This is a genomic window from Streptomyces sp. RKAG290, from assembly GCF_023701695.1.
Lineage (GTDB): Bacteria > Actinomycetota > Actinomycetes > Streptomycetales > Streptomycetaceae > Streptomyces.
The window spans coordinates 2423606-2442583 of the sequence record NZ_JAJOZC010000001.1; the positions used below are offsets into that span (position 1 = coordinate 2423606).

At 69.4% G+C, this 18978-nt stretch carries 16 protein-coding genes and 1 pseudogene; 4 read left to right on the top strand and 13 right to left on the bottom strand.

The genetic code is table 11. The annotated features are described in order from the left end of the window. Window positions 1-46: 46 nt before the first annotated feature. The 8 genes from LNW71_RS10205 to LNW71_RS10240 all read right to left on the bottom strand — a co-directional run bounded on the left by LNW71_RS10205 (window position 47) and on the right by LNW71_RS10240 (window position 7105). Window positions 47-931: a DUF5936 domain-containing protein gene (locus tag LNW71_RS10205; protein ID WP_250967958.1), complete on the bottom strand. Its 885-nt coding sequence runs from the start codon at window positions 929-931 to the stop codon at window positions 47-49. Between the two features lie 14 nt (window positions 932-945). Further along, window positions 946-1884, bottom strand: coding sequence for a type II secretion system F family protein (locus tag LNW71_RS10210; RefSeq protein ID WP_250967959.1), 939 nt, complete (start codon window positions 1882-1884; stop codon window positions 946-948). Window positions 1885-1894: 10 nt separating this feature from the next. Beyond that, window positions 1895-3232, bottom strand: coding sequence for a CpaF family protein (locus LNW71_RS10215; RefSeq protein ID WP_250967960.1), 1338 nt, complete (start codon window positions 3230-3232; stop codon window positions 1895-1897). 63 nt (window positions 3233-3295) lie between these two features. Then, complete coding sequence (locus LNW71_RS10220) at window positions 3296-3676, bottom strand: TadE family protein (RefSeq protein WP_250967961.1); 381 nt, start codon at window positions 3674-3676, stop codon at window positions 3296-3298. A gap of 2 nt (window positions 3677-3678) precedes the next feature. Next, window positions 3679-4086: a TadE/TadG family type IV pilus assembly protein gene (locus tag LNW71_RS10225; RefSeq protein WP_250967962.1), complete on the bottom strand. Its 408-nt coding sequence runs from the start codon at window positions 4084-4086 to the stop codon at window positions 3679-3681. A gap of 16 nt (window positions 4087-4102) precedes the next feature. Continuing rightward, window positions 4103-5374 (bottom strand): AAA family ATPase, encoded by a 1272-nt coding sequence (locus LNW71_RS10230; protein ID WP_250967963.1) that lies wholly within the window; start codon window positions 5372-5374, stop codon window positions 4103-4105. A gap of 7 nt (window positions 5375-5381) precedes the next feature. Then, complete coding sequence (gene cpaB, locus LNW71_RS10235; RefSeq protein ID WP_250967964.1) at window positions 5382-6089, bottom strand: Flp pilus assembly protein CpaB; 708 nt, start codon at window positions 6087-6089, stop codon at window positions 5382-5384. Window positions 6090-6238: 149 nt separating this feature from the next. After that, entirely contained in the window at window positions 6239-7105 is an 867-nt protein-coding gene (locus LNW71_RS10240; protein ID WP_250967965.1) for a hypothetical protein, read from the bottom strand. A gap of 680 nt (window positions 7106-7785) precedes the next feature. On the opposite strand from LNW71_RS10240, the gene LNW71_RS10245 reads away from it, so the two are divergent. After that, the gene (locus LNW71_RS10245) at window positions 7786-9510 is read left to right on the top strand and encodes a glycoside hydrolase family 18 protein (RefSeq protein WP_308294472.1); all 1725 of its coding nucleotides are present in this window, start codon (window positions 7786-7788) and stop codon (window positions 9508-9510) included. Between the two features lie 396 nt (window positions 9511-9906). Here LNW71_RS10245 and LNW71_RS10250 read toward each other — a convergent pair whose 3' ends face one another. The 4 genes from LNW71_RS10250 to LNW71_RS10265 form a co-directional block, all read right to left on the bottom strand. Further along, complete coding sequence (locus LNW71_RS10250) at window positions 9907-11382, bottom strand: gluconate:H+ symporter (protein ID WP_250967966.1); 1476 nt, start codon at window positions 11380-11382, stop codon at window positions 9907-9909. Between the two features lie 123 nt (window positions 11383-11505). Then, entirely contained in the window at window positions 11506-11916 is a 411-nt protein-coding gene (locus LNW71_RS10255; protein ID WP_024493266.1) for a RidA family protein, read from the bottom strand. Window positions 11917-11922: 6 nt separating this feature from the next. Beyond that, window positions 11923-12681, bottom strand: coding sequence for an IclR family transcriptional regulator (locus LNW71_RS10260; protein ID WP_250967967.1), 759 nt, complete (start codon window positions 12679-12681; stop codon window positions 11923-11925). Beyond that, window positions 12678-13754 (bottom strand): sugar kinase, encoded by a 1077-nt coding sequence (locus tag LNW71_RS10265; RefSeq protein WP_250967968.1) that lies wholly within the window; start codon window positions 13752-13754, stop codon window positions 12678-12680. Before LNW71_RS10265 ends, LNW71_RS10260 begins: the two co-directional genes overlap by 4 nt. Before the next feature lie 169 nt (window positions 13755-13923). On the opposite strand from LNW71_RS10265, the gene LNW71_RS10270 reads away from it, so the two are divergent. From LNW71_RS10270 to LNW71_RS10280, 3 genes and pseudogenes are all read left to right on the top strand, one after another. Beyond that, the gene (locus LNW71_RS10270; RefSeq protein WP_250967969.1) at window positions 13924-15222 is read left to right on the top strand and encodes an alanine racemase; all 1299 of its coding nucleotides are present in this window, start codon (window positions 13924-13926) and stop codon (window positions 15220-15222) included. Window positions 15223-15369: 147 nt separating this feature from the next. Continuing rightward, a pseudogene (locus tag LNW71_RS10275) lies at window positions 15370-16994 on the top strand (amidohydrolase family protein). 54 nt (window positions 16995-17048) lie between these two features. After that, window positions 17049-17894 carry a DUF1206 domain-containing protein gene (locus tag LNW71_RS10280; protein ID WP_250967970.1) on the top strand — a complete coding sequence of 282 codons (846 nt, stop codon included), beginning with the start codon at window positions 17049-17051 and terminating at the stop codon, window positions 17892-17894. A 106-nt stretch (window positions 17895-18000) separates the two neighbouring features. Here the strand turns inward: LNW71_RS10280 and LNW71_RS10285 are convergent, their stop codons facing one another. Continuing rightward, window positions 18001-18894 (bottom strand): serine protease, encoded by an 894-nt coding sequence (locus tag LNW71_RS10285; RefSeq protein ID WP_250967971.1) that lies wholly within the window; start codon window positions 18892-18894, stop codon window positions 18001-18003. Between the last annotated feature and the right edge of the window lie 84 nt (window positions 18895-18978).

Sequence of the window (18978 nt, forward strand, 5' to 3'; positions counted from 1 at the left end):
TGTCACCTCCCCCTGCTCGTGATGCTCATCATCCCCGTCATGCAGGTCATCCGCCGAGGAACGAGAAGTCGACGTTCGCCCCGTACACGAATCCGACCGTCAGCAGCACCAGGGTGCCGGGAAGCAGGAAGGAGGTGACTGCGAAGGTCGCCTTCGGGACGGCCTTGGCCGCCTTCCGCCGCGCGTTCTGTGCGTCCGTGCGCCGCATGTCGTTGGCGATCTGGATGAGCGTGTCCACGATGGGCGCGCCCAGTTCCTCGCCCTGCTGGAGCGTGGTCACGAACATGGCGACCTGCTCCGAGTCGTTGCGTTTACGCAGTTCCTCGAAAGCCTGGCGCCGGCTGACGCCCATGTCCATCTGGCGCAGGGTGATCCTGAGTTCGTCGGCCCAGGGACCCTCATACTTCTCCGCGACCCGTTCCAGTGCCTGGCGGAAGCCGAGGCCTGCCGAGACGACCACCGCGAGGACGTCGAGGAAGTCGGGGAGGGTGCGCTCGATGTGCTCCTTGCGGACCCGGATGGCCGACCAGATGCCGACCTCGACCCAGAAGGCGCCGAAGGCGAGGAGCAGGACGGCGATGAAGATCTGGCCGCGCATGAGCATCGACAGGGCACCGAAGGCACCGAGAGCCCCGTAGACCGCGCGGCGGGCAGCGTACCGGTCGATGGTGAGACCACCGGGGTTACCGGCCATGTCGATCTGACGGCGCTTCTTGTTGACGGACTTCGGGCCCATCATCCTGAGCACCGCGGGGGCCCACCGCATGCCCATCCGGTCGATGCCGGAACCGACCGCGCTGGTGCGGGTGGAGCCGACCTCCAGGGCGATGGCGAGGTCGCCGGGGAGTTTGGCGTCGGCCCGGTACATCCGGATGCCGGCGATCGCTCCGTACACGGCGAGACCTACAACGAGTGCGAGTATCAGATCCATCTCGGTTCCTCCTCTCAGACGTCGATACGGGACAGGCGGCGGATCACTATGAATCCGATCGCGTACAGGATGAGCGAGACGATGACGGCGGCCTGGCCGATGAGTGCGCCGGTCATGCGGTCCAGGGCACCCGGCATCACCGCGTTCATCAGGAGCATGGCGCCGAAACCGAAGCCCGGCACCGCATAGGCCGTGACGGTCACCTGCGACAGCTGCGTCTTGACCTCACGCCTTGTCTCCTTGCGCTCCTCCAGCGTCTCCGTGAGGTTGCGCAGGGAGCTGACGACCGTACCGCCGGCCCGGTTGGACAGGACGAGGGTCGTGACGAGGACGACGAGTTCACGGGACGGCAACCGCTCGGTCAGCTCGCTCAGCGCATCGTCGAGCGATTCACCGACGCTGAGGCGGCGGGCGACGCGGGCGAGCTCCTCACCCGCGGGGTCCTCCAGCTCGTCCGCCGCCATGGAGAGTGCGGTGCGCAGGGCAAGGCCGGCCTGGGTGGCGTTGGCGAGGATGCGGGAGAGCTCGGGGAGCTGGTTGATGAAGCGGTCGGTGCGCTTTGTCCGCTGCCAGTTCAGGAAAGCGTTGGTGCCCCAGAGTCCGATCAGGGCGGCCACCGGGCCGAAGAAGGAGGCCAGGACGGACGAGGCCGTCATCCATAGACCCGCCATGGCGACGAGTGCGTAGACGAAGAACTCGCCCGGGGTGATCTCGAGTCCGGTCGCGGCGAGCTTCAGCTCGATCCTGCGGCCCAGCTTGGTCTTGCGCAGCCTCCGGTCGATGCCCTGGAAGCGGCGGTGGCGACCCGCTGTCTCGATCTGTCCGGTGTGCGAGAGGCGGTCGACGAGCGCGTCGCGGTCGGCCTTGCCGCCGGCGTACGCGTGCAGGCCCATGACGCCGAGTACGCCGCAGACGAGCGTGACGCCGATCGTGAGCAGGGGGAGATTGGTCATGGCGCGGTACCTACTTGGCCTCTCGGGTGGCGAGCTGTTCGTCGGACGAGGCGACGCCGAAGGCCTGGGGAATGGGCTGGCTGGCCATGTAGAGGCGATCGGCGATCTTGCGCGGGAGCGGAAGGTACTGGAACTGGCCGTAGATCCGCCCGTCCGCCGCCATCGGCTGGGGGATGAAGCGGGCCACGCTGACGATGCGGTAGTTGTCACGTCCGTGCGAGTCGAGGATCGCGATCTCGGTGATCTTTCGACCACCGTCGGCGAACCGGGTGAGCTGGACGATCACGTCGACGGCGCTGTTGATCTGGTCGTGCAGCGCCTCGAAGGGGATCTTGATTTCCGACATCGACGCCAGGGTCTGCAGACGCATCAGCGCGTCCTCGGCGTTGTTGGCGTGCACGGTCGCGAGGGAGCCGTCGTGACCGGTCGACATCGCCTGGAGCATGTCGAGCGACTCGCCGCCACGGACCTCACCGACGACGATGCGGTCGGGTCGCATACGAAGGGAGTTGCGGACCAGGTCGCGGATGCTGATCTGGCCCTTGCCCTCGACGTTCGCCGGGCGGGACTCCAGCCGGATGACGTGGTTCTGCTGGAGCTGGAGCTCGGCGGAGTCCTCGATGGTGACGATGCGCTCGTTGTCGGGGATCAGCCCGGAGAGCGCGTTGAGCAGGGTCGTCTTGCCGGTGCCGGTGGCGCCGGAGACGATGATGTTGAGCTTGGCCTGGACGAGCCCCGAGAGCAGGATCAGCATCTGCTCGTCGAGCGAGCCGAAGTTGATCATCTCCTGAAGGGTGAAGGCCCTCGGGAACCGTCGGATGGTGAGCGTGGCGCCGGTCAGGGAGAGCGGCGGGATGATCACGTTGACACGCTCGCCGCTGGGGAGGCGGGCGTCCACCATCGGGTTCGCTTCGTCCACGCGCCGGTTGACGGTCGACACGATGCGCTCGATGGTCTGCATCAGCTGTTCGTGCGAGCCGAAGCGCATCGGGAGCTGTTCGACCTTGCCGCTGCGCTCGACGAAGATCTGGTCCGGTCCGTTCACCATGATTTCGGTGATGGACGCGTCTTCGAGAAGCGGTTCCAGGATGCCGAGGCCGAGGGCCTCGTCGACGACCCGGCGGATCAGCTGTGAGCGCTCGATCGTCGAGAGGACCGGTCCCTCGCGGCTGATGATGTGCCCGAGTACGCGCTCCAGGCGGGCCCGCCTGTCGGCAGCGGCCAGCGAGGACATCTCCGCGAGGTCGATCTCCTCGAGCAGCTTGGCCCGGTAGGAGGCGACCATGTGGCCGTCCTCCCGCCCCCCACCGTGCTCCTCGGGGGCGGTGATGCGTGCCCTCAGGCTCATTTTGCTGACTCCTAGGTCCGGCTTGCGGGTGGTGCGGTGCGGGGGCGAGGGAGGGAGGACTCGTCAGTCGAGGGGCATGGTGGACCTGCGGGTGGCAGTGCCGAAGTCGTCGATCCACGGAATGATCGACGGGATCTTGACCTTGACGGTGTACGTCACGGTGTCGTCCCCGTACGCCGGGGGTTCGAAGTGGGCGTTGTCGTTCTTGGAGATCCACTCGCTCATGGCCCGCTGGCCTGCCAGCGTCGGTGGGATGTCCGGGCGTTCGTGGCTGGCTGTGCGCGCTGCCGCCCGGACGCCGGTGCCTGCCTGATTGACCGCGTACGCCGCGATGCCCAGCTGGATGGCGCAGAGTCCGACCAGGAGCAGCAGGGGGATGAACCCCATGTACTCGAAGGCGACCTGGCCGCGGTCGCGGGCGGACCTTCGCTTGTTCCCGGTCATGGTCAGCCCTCCTTCGCCGAGGCGGCTTCGCCGGTGATCGTCGGGCCCCAGTCGAGGACGCCGGGTACCAGGACGGGTACGGCCAGGTGGACCTTGACCCTGTACAGGCCAGGCTCGTTCCCGCTGTTGCAATCGATGTCGTCGGTCTGCCAGGCGTCCGGCAGGTCCTTGTTCGCCGCCTGCTCGCAGGCGGCGTCTGGGTTCCACTGCGACCCGTTCCCCGCCCGCGCCGCCACGTCCGCCGCGTTGCCGGCCAGGCTGAACGTGTAGCCGATCAGCGCGCACTGCCAGAGCGCGATGAGCAGCAGGATGATCAGGGGCGTCACCCCGACGAATTCGATCGCGGTCTGTCCGCGGTCGCGGTCACGCTTCCTGCCTATGCCTGCTTCCGCCATCTCCATGGTTGCCATGGATCAACCTGCCCCCTCAGTCGGTCTTGCCACGGCCCGCGGAGTCGCCCCGTCTGCGTGGGCGGCCGATCGAGCCTCGGTCGTTTCGGAACTTCGCGCCGCTCGCGGCGCTGTCCGGCGCCTTCACCAGACCGAGCTCGCCCGCCAGGGCCCAGAGCGCCTGTTTGACGACGCTCTTCGATTCGAGTTCGTGCATGCGTCCCGCGTCGACGGCACCCTGAAGTTCCTTGAAGTTAGCGGGAATTGCCGTGCCCGCGATCCGGGTTCCGGTGATTTTCTGGATCAGCGGAGGCTGGATCTCGGTGTTGCGGTTGTAGCGGTTGACGAGGGTCGTCGTCTCCTCCGCCTTGCGGATCTGGAGCCGGTCCCACATGCGCACGAGGCGCTTCGCACCGCGTACCGCGACCACATCCGGTGTCGTGACCAGCAGCGCGATGTCGGCCATCTCGATCGCCGCGGCATTGGCGCCGTTCATCTGGCTGCCGCCGTCGATGACCACGATGTCGTAGCGCGAGCGCAGCGCGCTGACGATCTGCCGGGCTGCCCGGTCGCTCACCTCCTCGCCCCGTTCGCCCTCGCCGGGCGCCAGCAGCAGGGCAAGCCCGCTGGTGTGGCTGAACACGGCGTCTGACAGCACACGGGGCGAGATGTCGCTGATCGCCGCCAGGTCGACGATGGAACGGCGGAACTGCACGTCCAGGTACGAGGCGATGTCCCCGGACTGCAGGTCCATGTCGACGAGTGCGACGGTCCGGCCGGAGGCCTGGGCCGCCAGGGCGAGCTGGACCGCTGTGACGGTGGCGCCCACTCCGCCCTTGGCCCCGCTGACGGTGAGGACCGTGCCGCCGGGCCCGGTGAAGACATCGCCGCTCGCACCCAGGTGGCGGCGTACGCCGACCGACCACTGAGCGGCGGACTGGACCCGGTTGGCCAGCTCCTCGTACCCCAGCGGCAGCGTGACCAGGCCACGGGCTCCGGAGTCCATCGCGGCGGAGAACAGGACCGGGCTCGCATCAGCGGTGATGAGCACGACCCCGACGGCGGGGAAGCGCAGGGATACCTCCCGGATCAGTTCCAGGGCCGGCACCGGACCGATCCGCTCGTGAACCAGCACGACTTCGGGCAGCTCGTCGAGCGACTCACTCGCGAGGCGCGCGAGCGTGTCGATGAGCTGTGTCGAGTCGCCGACCGGAGCGGCCGGCTCCGCGTCGGGGAGCTGGCTGAGCAGGGTGGTGACGGATCTGGAAGCGTCGGCGTCACCGACGGCCGGGAGGATCCTCGTGGTCATCCAATCCTCACTTGTCCTTGTCGAGCGTGTAGGTGCGGTCGCCCGGACGGATGGAGCTGTCGCTGCCGGAGGCGATGAGCGCGAGACGTACGTGCTCCGCGAACGACTCCGCGTACGCGATGCGCTGGGTGTCGAGCGTGTTGAGGGCGAAGGTGATCGGTACGGCCTCGGTGCCCTGGGCGGTCTTGTTGTCCCGGCCCGGTTCCAGTGCGGTCAGCTTGCCGACGTCGAGGACCTTCGCGTTGGAGACGATGACCTTCGACTGCGCCGCCTCGCCCTGGCTCTCGCCTGCGAAGGTCGCGTAGATGTTGACCGTGGCACCAGGGGTGATCTTGCCCGCGACGCCGGTCGCGGCGTCGATCATGATCGCGATCTCCTGCTCACCGGGCTGCAGGGCCGGGCGCGTCTCCATCATGTCGGACTGGAGGAGCGAGCCCTGCTTGAGGTTGGTGAGGGCGATCTTGCCGTTGACCTCGGAGAGGTCCGTCACGGCGTTGGCCGAGAGCCAGCGTTTCGGCATGGTGGTCTTCTCGAACTGCTCGCTCCGCAGGGCGGTATAAGGCGCGATGTTCGTCTTCACCTTGTAGGCCGAGACCTCGGGCCCGACCTTCGAGTTGACGTCGCTGATCACCGAGAGCACCCCGGCGAAGGCACCGAAGGCGCACAGGACCGAGAGGAGCAGGAGTATCACGCCGCGGCGCTGGCGGGAGTTCATGGCCGGACAACCTCGTTCGGGTCGGATGCGTGGGCAACGGACAGAGGAATGTATGGGGGGCTGATGCCTGGGGAGCGGGCTGAGCCGGGTGTGTGGCGGGGACGGCGCCCGGGCCACCGGTGCTTCCGCGGAGGAGGAATCCGCGGTTGCTACGACCGTGGCGGTGCAGGCGCTCCATGGTTCAGGACACCGGTGGGCGGCATTCGGTTCTCGGGAGCGGGAAGCGGGGAGGAACAGAATCCGCAACGATCACCGATGAGCTCCATTCCGCACCAGTGACAGGTCTCGCGCCTTACTGAGGACACGAGTTGGTACAGGACGGAGATATCCGGAAGGAACGCGGCGAATTCGATCAACTTGCCGGTTCCCCACCACCGGGCGGACTCGGCGGGAAGCGTTGCCTCCTGGATGGCCTGGACCTTCCAGGAGGGCGCCAGGGTCTGCTGTACCCATTCGGACTGCAGCTGGCCCTTGGCGACCATCAGGTGCGTGCCGAACTCGGGGCCGGCCAGCGGCTCCGCCGCCGGGCCGACCTTGACGAGCTGGGCGTTGGGTCCCGCGAGCACGGCGAACTGGGAGCCGGGCACCCAGGACTTCGCGTGCGTCTTCAGGCTGACGGGTACGCGGTCGAGTTTGGTGACCGAGTTCAGCAGGGCGCCCGCATGGATGTAGTGGGACAGAAGCCGCGCGGAGGAGGCCACCACTCCCGGGCTGAAGTCGCAGATGGAGAGCTGACGCAGCTGCCTGACCAGAACGGCGACGCCCAGTGGCGGCAGATCAACCTTGAGCAGCGCGATGCGGTCGCTCTCCAGCACGGAGCGGACGGCGTGCAGCCGCCGCTCGTGCGCGGGCGCGATGCCCGTCGGGTACACGGCGATCACGTATCCGTGCTGCTCCAGCAGCAGATGCATGTCGCCGATCGCCAGGTCCATCGCCTGGGCATCAGGGGCCTGCAGCAGGGCCGCTGTCGGCGTCTGCTGATCGGTCGGCGGTAGGACCAGATCAGCGCTGGTCACTGCTATTGCGGTCGGCACGCTGTTCCCCGTTCGGCTCCGGCCGGCGTCGTCCTGACGTCGGCCGCAATCGCTCCTGCTCCGTGCTTCTGCTTCAGCACTTTAACCGCGTCCTACACGGCAGAGAACACCTGCCGGAACCCGATACCGCAACGCCCTTGCAACAGCCACACACAACTCGCGTACGAAATCGGACCAAACCGAAAGTTGTTAACTTCTGCACCACTGCGGAGTGTTACCGGCAGCCATTCCCATTTCCGGTCGTCGGAATTCATTTGCGCACGTCACTGCGGATTCTTCGCACGTTCGTGCCAGGTCGCGGTGGCCGAAAATCGTCACTGTCCGACCATGCTGCCCACATCACCCGTGAGTGGGTACCCCCTGTCGACTGCCGGCCGTCACCCGCCCGAGAGTGCCGCGCGTGCGTGACATGCAGAGCGTGCGCAGGTAACGCGCAGGCCACACAGGAACCACCCCCACCCCCGCGCACCTGCCGCGCCGGCCGGTCCGATCGGCGCATCCAGCGGCGAGGCCTCCGCAACCCGTACCTGCCAGAGGTCTTGACAACTTGATTGGTCTGGACCAGTTTATCGGCCAAGCGGTGGCCACCGTTCCTCGATTCCACACTCCCGACATCCCCGTGTCGCTCCCCCGCCATCCCCAACTCCCCACGGAGGCAGCAAGTGGAACGTTCCCCCGTAACCAGCCGCAGAGGACGCCGCTCCCGCCGGCGGCTGGGCGCCGCCGTGGCCGTCGTCGCCGCGGGCGCCCTGAGCGTCACCGGTCTCGTCAGCAGCGCGGAGGCCGCCGACGTCAACGTCGCCAAGAACGCGGGCTTCGAGTCCGGCCTCGCGAACTGGACGTGTTCCGGCGGCTCCGGCACCACGGTGTCCTCCCCCGTGCACAGCGGCACCTCGGCGCTCAAGGCGACGCCGGCCGGGCAGGACAACGCCCAGTGCACGCAGACCGTGGCCGTGAAGCCGAACTCGACGTACGCGCTCAGCTCCTGGGTCCAGGGCAGTTACGCCTACCTGGGCGTCAGCGGAACCGGCACCACCGACGTGTCCACCTGGACCCCCGGATCCAGCAGCTGGTCCCAGCTCTCGACCAGCTTCAAGACCGGGGCGAGCACCACCTCGGTCACCGTGTACACGCACGGCTGGTACGGACAGGCCGCCTACCTCGTCGACGACCTCTCGGTCAGCGGCCCCGACGGCGGCGGCGGTACCGACCCCGCGCCGACGGTCCCCGCGGCCCCGGCCGGTCTCGCGGTCGGTGCGGCCACGCCCTCCTCCGTCGCCCTGTCCTGGAACGCGGTGTCCGGCGCGACCGGCTACACCGTCTACAAGGACGGCGCGAAGGCCACCACCTCCACCAGCAACTCGGCCACCGTCACCGGCCTCACGGCCAACACCGCGTACCAGTTCACGGTGACCGCCACCAACGCGGCCGGTGAGTCCGTCAAGTCCGCCTCCGTCAGCGGGCGCACGACCACGTCGGGCAGCCAGAACCCCGGCACCTCGGTGCCCAAGCACGCGGTCACCGGCTACTGGCAGAACTTCAACAACGGCGCGACCGTCCAGAAGCTCAGCGACGTGCCCGCGAACTACGACATCATCGCGGTCTCCTTCGCCGACGCCACCACCACGCCGGGCGCGGTCACCTTCAACCTGGACTCGGCGGGGCTGAACGGCTACACCGTCGACCAGTTCAAGGCCGACATCAAGGCGAAGCAGGCGGCCGGCAAGAACGTCATCATCTCGGTCGGCGGCGAGAAGGGCTCGGTCTCGGTCAACAGCGACGCGTCCGCGACCAACTTCGCCAACTCCCTCTACTCGCTCATCCAGGAGTACGGCTTCAACGGGGTCGACATCGACCTGGAGAACGGCCTCAACTCCACGTACATGACGAAGGCGCTGCGCTCGCTGTCGCAGAAGGCGGGCTCCGGTCTCGTCATCACGATGGCGCCCCAGACCATCGACATGCAGTCCACCTCGGGTGAGTACTTCAAGACGGCGCTCGGCATCAAGGACATCCTGACCGTCGTCAACATGCAGTACTACAACAGCGGTTCGATGCTCGGCTGCGACGGCAAGGTCTACTCGCAGGGTTCGGTGGACTTCCTCACCGCGCTCGCCTGCATCCAGCTGGAGGGCGGCCTCGACCCGTCACAGGTCGGCCTCGGTGTCCCCGCCTCCGCCAGTGGCGCGGGCAGCGGCTATGTGGCGCCCTCGGTCGTGAACGCGGCCCTGGACTGCCTGGCCGCCGGCACGAACTGCGGCTCCTTCAAGCCCGCGAAGACCTACCCCGGCATCCGCGGCGCGATGACCTGGTCGACCAACTGGGACGCCAAGTCGGGCAACGCCTGGTCGAACGCGGTCGGCCCGCACGTCCACGGCCTGTCGTAACCGTCCACCGTCCCCGTTCGGCATCCGTTCGGCATCCATGACCAGCAGCGCCGCCGCTCCCCCGGCGGCGCTGCTGCATGTCAGGCGCCTGATCCGACCTGACACCGGGACCTCACCGGCTACTACAAGGAGCCTTCCGCGGGCACTCGTTGGACCTGCCCGGCGGGCCGGGGAGAGAAATTCCGGTACTGGCAGGGTGGACAGCGGCAAGAGCGTCATCTGTGCGGTCAGGTCCTGATGAGCACAGGACCGCCCGGCGAGGTGTACCTCGCCGGGCGGTGCCGATCTGCGGGAGTGCCGCACGTCCGAGCAGGCCCTGGGGCCTTTCGGGTGGATCGGGCCGGATCAGGGAGCGGCGCCAGGCCCCGCGAGCCCGGCATGATCCAGACGAGAGGCCTAGATGACCAGGCTGAGCAGCGACGCCACCACGAAGCCCGCCACGGACAGGACCGTCTCCAGCACCGTCCAGGACTTCAGGGTGTCGCGCTCCGAGATGCCGAAGTACTTCGACACCATCCAGAAGCCCCCGTCGTTGACGTGCGAGGCGATGATCGAGCCGGCCGAGATCGCCATGATGATCAGCGCCAGGTGCGGCTGCGACATGCCCTGGCCCTCGACCAGCGGGACGACGATGCCGGCGGTGGTGACGATGGCGACCGTCGCCGAGCCCTGGGCGATGCGCAGCACCGCGGAGATCAGCCAGGCCAGCAGGATGACGGGCAGGCCGACGTCGTTGAACGTGTCCGCGAGCGCGTCCGCGATACCGCTGCTCTTGAGGACGGCGCCGAAGATCCCGCCCGCGCCGACGACCAGCAGGATGTTTCCGACCGGCTTGAGGGAGGAGGTCGAGACCGACTCCAGGGACTTGCGGGACCAGCCGCGCCGGATCCCGAGCAGGTAGTACGCGAGCATCAGCGAGATCGTCAGGGCGACGAACGGGTTGCCGAAGAACTCGATGACCGAGCGCAGGGTCGAGGGGTCCAGCGCGATGGAGGAGAAGGTCGCGGCGAGGATCAGCACCAGCGGGGTGCCGATGATCCCGAGGACGGTGCCGAGTGCGACGGGCGCCTCGTGCGGGGTGACTCCGGCGGCGCGCTGCTCGGCGACGACGGCGGCCTTGGCCTCCTCGGCGGCCTCGACCATGTCCTGCGGGACCTCGACGAAGATCCGCTTTCCGATCCAGGCGGCGTAGACCCAGGCGGCCAGCACGGAGGGGATGCCGACGACGGCGCCCATCAGGATGACCCAGCCGAGGGAGACGTGGAAGAGACCGGCGGCGGCGACCGGGCCGGGGTGCGGCGGCAGGAACGCGTGGGTCATGGACAGGCCCGCCAGCAGCGGCATCGCGTACAGCAGGATCGACTTGCCGGAGCGCTTGGCGGCGGCGTAGACGATCGGCGCGAGGACGAAGATACCGACGTCGAAGAAGACCGGGATACCGAAGATCAGACCGGTCAGGCCCATGGCGAGCGGGGCGCGCTTCTCACCGAAGGCCTTCAGCAGGCGGCCGCTCAGCACCTCGGCTCCGCCGGAGACCTCGAGGATCGCGCCGAGCATCGTACCGAGGCCGATGATGATCGCGATGTGGCCGAGGATGCCGCCCATGCCCGATTCGATGACCGAGACCGCGGCGGACTTCTGCACCGTGCCGAAGAGCTCGGTGACGGAGAGACCGGCGCCCAGGCCGACGGCTATGGAGACGGCGAGCAGCGCGACGAACGGCTGCAGCCTGACCTTGATGATCAGGAAGAGGAGGAGGGCGATTCCGAGTGCGGCGACGGTCAGCAGACCGGCCGTGCCGGGTATCAGGAGGAGCAGTCCACCGGTGTGGGGTGGTATCTCGACCGGTGGGGGGGTTGCGGCGAGCAGCATGGGTAACTCCGTTGTCGTCCATGGGTCTTGGGTAGGGGGGAGCGCGGCACGGCGCCCCTGTGGGGCGGGGCGTCGTGCCGGGCGTGGTGGAGCGGTGGAGCGGGTGCGGCAAGACGATCAGGCTCAGCCGAGAACCGCGAGGGCGTCGATCTCGATGAGCAGGCCCTTGGGCAGGCCGACGTAGACCGTGGTGCGGGCGGCGGGGGCCGCCTTCAGGTTCTGCTCGCCGAAGTAGGTGTTGTAGATCTCGTTCATCTCGGCGAAGTGGTCCACGTCGGTGAGGTAGACGCGCATCATCATGACGTCGTCCCAGCTCGCGCCGCCCTCCTCCAGGATCGCCTTGACGTTGGCGAAGGTCTGCAGGGTCTGCTCGCGCAGGGTGGGACCGGCCGGGGTCGGTGCCTGGCCCTCGACCGCGGGCAGGAAGCCGACCTGGCCGGCGACCTGGAGGATGTTCCCCTTCTTCACTCCGTGCGAGAACTTCGCGGGCGGAGCGGTGTGGGTGCTCGGGGTGAGTGCGGTCTTGTCGGTCATTGCTGATCAGACTTTCTTGGGTCGGTTGGTGCCGGAGTACTCCCGGCTGATGGTGTCGGCGGTGCGACGGACCAGTGGGAGCAGGGTGAGGAGTTCCTCTGCCGTGACGACCACGTTCGGTGCGGAGACCGACATCGCGGCGACGACCCGCCCGTCGGCACCGCGAATGGGGGCACCGATGCAGTTGATGGACTCCTCGTGGCCGCCGAGGTCGGTGGCCCAGCCCTGTTCGCGCACGGCGGCGAGTTCCTTGAGGAACGCACCGGCGTGGGGGATCGAACGGGACGTGTACATGGGGTAGTCGAGCTTCTCGGCGATGCCACGCCGTTCGGGCTCGGTCAGGTCGGCGAGCAGCAGCTTGGCCACGGCGGCGACCGTGATCGCGACGGGCTTGCCGATCCGGGAGTACATCCGGACCGGGTAGCGGCTCTCCACCTTGTCGATGTAGAGGACCTCGTTCTCCTCGTACACCGCGAGGTGGACGGTGTGCCCGCAGCTCTCGTTGAGTTCGGCGAGGTGCGGGTGGGCGATCTCACGGACGTCGAGGTTCTCGACGGCCTCCTGCGCGAGGGCGAAGAGCCGCGCGCCGAGGCGGTAGCGCTGGTCCTGCTGGCGGTAGACGAGTCCGTGCTCGTGGAGCGTGCGGAGCAGGCGCAGCGCGGTGGACTTGTGGACGCCGAGCCGCTCGGCGACCTGCCCGAGGTCGGCGGGTCCCTGGGCGAGCAGCGGCAGGATGCTCAGCGCCCGGTCGACTGTCTGGCTCATGTCGTACGTACCTCCGTGTCGTCCCCCGTCCACCCGGGGCCGAGACGCAGTGTCCCCCAGGTGGCGTCGTCGAGGGCCACGAGCCGGTCGGCACGTTCGCGGGCGGGCGGGTCGGTGAGGTCGCCGGGGACGGTGAGGACGGCGGCGGCCATCAGGTGGCCGTGCCGGGCCCGGTCACGCACGGGCAGTCCGCGCAGGGTGGCGGAGAGGAATCCGGCCGCGAAGGCGTCACCGGCGCCGACGGGTGCGACCACGTCGACGTGCAGCGCGGGGACGTCGGTGACCACGGCCGTGTCACCTCCGGCGTGCGCGGGGCCGGGGCCCGAGGAGAAGACCGTGGCCCCTTCGGCGCCCCGCTTCACGACGAGCACCGACGGTTCCGGCAGGGCTTCGCGGATCGCGGCCGCGCCGCCCGTGACCCCCCACGCGTCCTGCGCCTCGTCCTCGCCGACGAAGACGAGGTCCGCGCCGCGGGCCAGGTCCAGCAGGACTTCGGGGGACGCGTCGCCGTCCCGCCACAGCCCCGGCCGGTGGTTGACGTCGAAGGAGACGAGCGGACGGGCGGGCCGCGGGGCGGTCAGCTCGCGCAGCAGGGCCAGGCAGTCGGCGGAGAGCGCGGCCGTGATGCCGGACAGGTGCAGGACCCGGCCGGCGAGGAGGGCCTCGTGCGGGACGTTCGCGGGGGACATCGCGGATGCGGCGGACCCGGCCCGGTAGTACGCCACCTCGTGGACGTCGGCCGCGCGGTCCGTCGCCGTACGGAAGTAGATGCCGGTCGGCCTGGCGGGATCGCGCCGGACTGCGGAGGTGTCGACGCCGTAGGCGGAGATCGTGTCGACGAGGTGGTCGCCGAAGCCGTCGGCCCCGACCCGGCTCACCCAGGCCGCCCGGTGCCCGGCCTTGGCGAGCGCGCAGGCGACGTTGGACTCGGCGCCCCCGATCCCGCGGCCGAAGGACGGCACGTCGGCGAGGCGTCCGGGCTGCGAGGGCAGGAACGTCACCATGGACTCGCCGAGACACACGACATCGCTCTGCGCGGCGTCGGCGTCGGTCCTGGCCGGGGTTCCGGACACTCGGGGCTCCTCGTGGTCTGCGGGCGCGGCACCGGTTCTCACCATTGACCGGGCGTCGGCTCGGATGTTAGACAGCCTTGAGCGATATACGCAATGGGTGTTGCGCATGTTGCAATGAAGCCGGGTTACGGCGACTTACCACGACTTACTTCGATCGAGGAGGAGCCCCATGGCTGCCGACCGTCCCGTGGCCGGACTGGCCGGACTCGCCGCAGAGCGGGTCGACCACCGGTTCAAGGCGCTCCCGCCCGACGCGGAGGGGCTGACCGTCGGCGCGCTCGCCGACGAGCGGCGCAACCTCTTCACCGGCGGCTTCACCACACCGGTGCTCGCCCTGTCGGCAGAGTCCGTCGAGCACAACCTCGCCCTGCTGGAGACGTACGCGGAGCGCCATGGTCTCGTGTTCGCTCCGCACGGCAAGACGTCGATGTCCCCGCAGCTGTTCGCCCGCCAGCTGGAACACGGCGCGTGGGGCATCACCGCGGCGGTGCCGCACCAGGCGCGGGTCTACCGGGCGTACGGGATCAAGCAGATCTTCCTGGCGAACGAGCTCGTCGACGCCTCGGCGCTGCGGTGGCTCGCGGGCGAGCTGGACTCCGACCCGGACTTCCGGTTCGTCTGTTACGTCGACTCGGTGCGCGGCGCCGAGCTGATGGACGAGGCCCTGCGCGCGGCCGGCGCCTCCCGTCCGGTCGACGTCGTCGTGGAGCTCGGCGCGGGTGAGGGCGCCCGCACGGGCGCCCGCACCGAGGCCGACTGCGCCGAGGTCGCCGACGCGGTGGCCGCGGCCGGGAGCCTGCGGCTGGTGGGCGTGGCCGGTTACGAGGGCGAGGTGCCCGAGGCGTCCGGCGAGCGGGTACGGGACTGGCTGCGCCGGCTCGTCGCGCTGGCCGCGGACTTCGACCGGGCGGGACGGTTCGCCGCGCTGGATGCCGGTGAGCAGATCGTGATCAGTGCGGGCGGCAGCGCGTGGTTCGACGCGGTGGCGGACGTGTTCGCGCAGATCCCGGAACTCTCCTCCCCCGTATGCAAGTTGCTCCGGTCGGGGGCCTACGTCTCGCACGACGACGGTCACTACCGCCACCTCACGCCCTTCAACCGGATCCCCGAGGAGGGCGCGCTGCAGCCGGCGTTCCGGCTCTGGGCGCAGGTCGTGTCGCGCCCCTCCGCCCAGCAGGCGTTCCTCAACGCGGGCAAGCGGGACGCGGCGTACGACCTCGACCTGCCGGAGGCGCAGGTCGTGCGGTCGGGCCGGGACGGCTCCGTGCGGGCGGCCACGGGGGTCGCGGTCACCGGGCTCTCGGACCAGCACGCGTGGGTGCGTACGGAGGACGGGGCCGAGCTGGAGGTCGGGGACTGGGTGGGGATGGGGCTTTCGCACCCGTGCACGAGCTTCGACAAGTGGCAGTTGATTCCGCTGGTGCAGGCGGACGGCACGGTCACGGACTACATCCGCACGTTCTTCTGATCCCTGCGGGGTGCTCCCCACCCCGCCCCTTCCCGTGACCGGGCGCTGCCCCGGGCCCCGCGCCCCGAGCGCCGGGCGAGGCCGAGAACGCCCCGCCCGGCGACGAGGGGCGGGGACACGGGGCAGCGCCCCCCGAAAGGCACTCCCATGGACCTGGTCATCCGCGACGCCCGCGTCATCGACGGCACCGCCACCCCCTCCTACCGCGCCGACGTCGCGGTCCGCGACGGCCGTATCGCGGAGATCCACCCCGAGCACTCCCCCGGCCCCCGCCCCACGGCCCCCGCACGCTCGACGCCGACGGCCTCGCCCTGTCCCCCGGCTTCATCGACATGCACGCCCACAGCGACCTCGCCCTGCTGCGCGACCCCGACCACAGCGCCAAGGCCGCGCAGGGCGTCACCCTCGAAGTCCTGGGCCAGGACGGCCTGTCCTACGCGCCCGTCGACGAGCGCACCCTCGCCGAGGTCCGCCGCTCCATCACCGGATGGAACGGCGACGGGAGCGACATCGACTTCGACTGGCGGACCGTCGGCGAGTACCTGGACCGGCTCGACCGCAACTTCGGCGGTCAGGGCATCGCCGTCAACGCCGCCTACCTCGTCCCGCAGGGCACCGTGCGGATGTACGCGGTCGGCTGGGACGACCGGCCCGCCACCGACGCCGAGCTGACCCGGATGAAGCAGCTCGTCGCGCAGTCCATGGCCGAAGGCGCCGTCGGCATGTCGTCGGGGCTCACCTACACCCCCGGCATGTACGCGGACGACGCCGAACTCACCGAGCTCTGCCGGGTGGTCGCCGAGCACGGCGGCTACTACTGCCCGCACCACCGCTCCTACGGGGCCGGCGCGCTGGAGGCGTACGAGGAGATGGTGCAGCTCACCCGCTCCGCGGGCTGCCCCCTCCATCTCGCCCACGCCACGATGAACTTCGGTGTGAACAAGGACCGGGCCCCGGAACTGCTCACCCTCCTGGACCGCGCCCTCGACACGGGCGCCGACATCTCCCTCGACACCTACCCGTACACCCCGGGCTGCACGACCCTGGTCGCCATGCTGCCGTCCTGGGCGAGCGAGGGCGGCCCCGAGTCGATCCTGTCGCGCCTGGCCGACGACGCGACGGCCGAGCGGATCCGGCACGATGTCGAGGTCGTGGGATCGGACGGCTGCCACGGCGTGCCCATCGAGTGGGACGCCATCGAGATCTCCGGGGTGAGCGTGCCCGGCCTCGGCGACTTCGTCGGCCGTACGGTGGCCGAGTCCGCGCGGCTGCGCGGCGAGGCTCCCTGGGTGACCGCGCGGCGGGTGCTCCAGGACGACCGGCTCGGCACGACGATCCTGCAGCACGTGGGCCACGAGGAGAACGTGCGGCAGATCATGCGCCACCGGGTCCACACCGGCGGCAGCGACGGCATCCTGCAGGGCGACAAGCCGCACCCGCGCGCGTACGGCACCTTCCCGCAGTATCTCGGCCGGTACACGCGGGAGCTGGGCATCCTCACACTGGAGGAGTGCGTCGCGCACCTCACCTCGCGCCCGGCGGCCCGGCTGCGGCTGGCCGATCGCGGCCTCGTCCGCGAGGGCTACCGCGCCGACCTGGTCCTGTTCGATCCGGAGACGGTGGCCGCGGGCTCGACCTTCGACGAGCCCCGCACCCTGCCGGCCGGCATTCCGCACGTACTGATCGACGGCCGCTTCGTCATCGAGGACGGGAAGCGGACCCAGGTGCTGGCGGGCCGGTCCGTGCGGTCCACGGACGCGCCGACACGGTAGGCCGTGCCCGCGGCACCGTAGTTTCTCCCTGTCTTTCCCGGGCAATCGGGGGACATGAACACATCTGCGGCAGCACAAAGAGGCAAAGGAAAGGCGCGCCAGGCCGGCGACAGCAAAGCGGTCGAGGTGGGCGGGCGCGCGGGGTTCATCGCCCGTGGCGTGATCTACTTCCTGGTCGGTTTCCTTGCGCTGCGGATCGCCTTCAACGGCGGCGGCAGCAAGAAGCAGGCCGACCGGGGCGGCGCCCTTTCGGAGATAGCCCAGAAGCCGTTCGGCTCGGTCCTGCTGTGGGTCCTGGGCATCGCGCTGGTGGGCATGGCCCTGTGGAGGCTGTCCGAGGCGATATTCGGGGCCCCCGGACCCGACGGGGACAAGGCCACCAAGCGGCTGTCCTCGGCGGGCCGGACCGTGTTCTACGGCTTCGTCGCCTACTCGGTCCTGTCGTTCGCCGCGGGCGGCAAGAGCAGTGGCAGCGGTTCCAGCGACTCGCAGTCCCAGGACGTCACGGCGAAGGTGCTGGACCTGCCCGGCGGACGCTGGATCGTGGGCCTGGTCGGCGCCGGCATCGTCGGCGCGGGCCTGTGGATCGCGGCCCGGGCCGCGATGCGCAAGTTCCACAAGCGCCTGCGGATGGAAGAAATGTCGCCGACTCAGCGGCGCGGGGTCGACATCACCGGAGTCTTCGGCGGTCTCTCGCGAGGAATCGTCTTCGCGGTCGCCGGCGGATTCGCCGTGTCCGCCGCGGTGAAGGCCCGCTCCGGCGAGGCCAAGGGCATGGACGACACCCTGCGCTCCTTCGCCTCCACCCCGGCCGGTCCGTGGCTGCTGGCCCTGATCGCCATCGGGCTGGCGGCCTTCGGCCTCTTCTCCTTCGCGCACGCCCGCTGGCGCAAGATCTGAGACACGGGTGGGGTGGGGCGGCCGCTGCCGCCCGCCCCGCCCCACCCGCTCGGTCCACCTGCCCGCCCGGCCGTCAGGCCGGGCGGTTCGTTGCGGTCCGGGGCCGTTACGGCTTGGGCAGCGCGCACCCTTCCGCATCCAGGTCGAAGACGCTGCCCGCACCGATGCACGGCACGATGCCGTAGGTCTCCTGGGCGTAGTTGATGCCCTGGCGGACCGTCACCTCGCCGTTCTCATCGACCTCGCACGGGTTGTTGTCCGTGCACTCCTGCCCGTCCTCGTTGCCGGTGTTGTTGACGGCGACGACCTTGCCGGTGGCGTCGTCGATCACCGGGGAGCCGGACGTACCGCCGATGGTCTCGCAGGCCGAGGTGTAGCGGACCGAGTCCTTCCAGGTCCACTCCCCTTCCTTGAGGCGGTAGACGAACCCGTCGACGTTGCAGCTGTACGTGCGCTTCCAGTACCCGGACGCGACCGTGATCGCGGTGCCCTGCACCGGATGCGCGGTGTTGAGCTCCAGGGCCTTGATGCCGTAGCTGCTCTCGATCTGGGCGTACGTGGAGGTGAGTTGGTACACCGATATGTCGGTGTCCGTCATCGTCCCGTACGCGACCTTGCTCGCCCGCAGCGTGCCGACACCGTTGCCGGCGGCGTTCAGCAGGGTGAAGCTGCGGGTGGACGGCTGGTCGAGCACGACCTCGCCCGGTCCGGGGAAGCCGGACTCCAGGCAGTGCCCGTTCGAGAGCACGAGTGCGGGATCGCCGGGCTGGGAGCCGGGCGTACGGACGACCGATCCCGAACAGTTGCTGAGCGCCACCGTTCCGGCGAAACCGACCGCCTTGGTCCTGGCCTTCGCCTTGACTGCCGTGTGGCTGGATGATGCTGCTGCCTTGACCGTGCTGGGCGCTGCCGCGTCGTGGCTTGTGGCCGCGGTTGCGGGCGCGGTACCGGCTCCGAGGAGCAGTACCGCGAAGAGCGCACCGGCGAGAGGCTTGTTCATGTGGGGGTCCCCTCAAAGTGACCTGTGCAGAGTGCGTGGGGCCTCTGCGACCGAAGTTCCTCCGGTTTGACATGCGCATGGTTC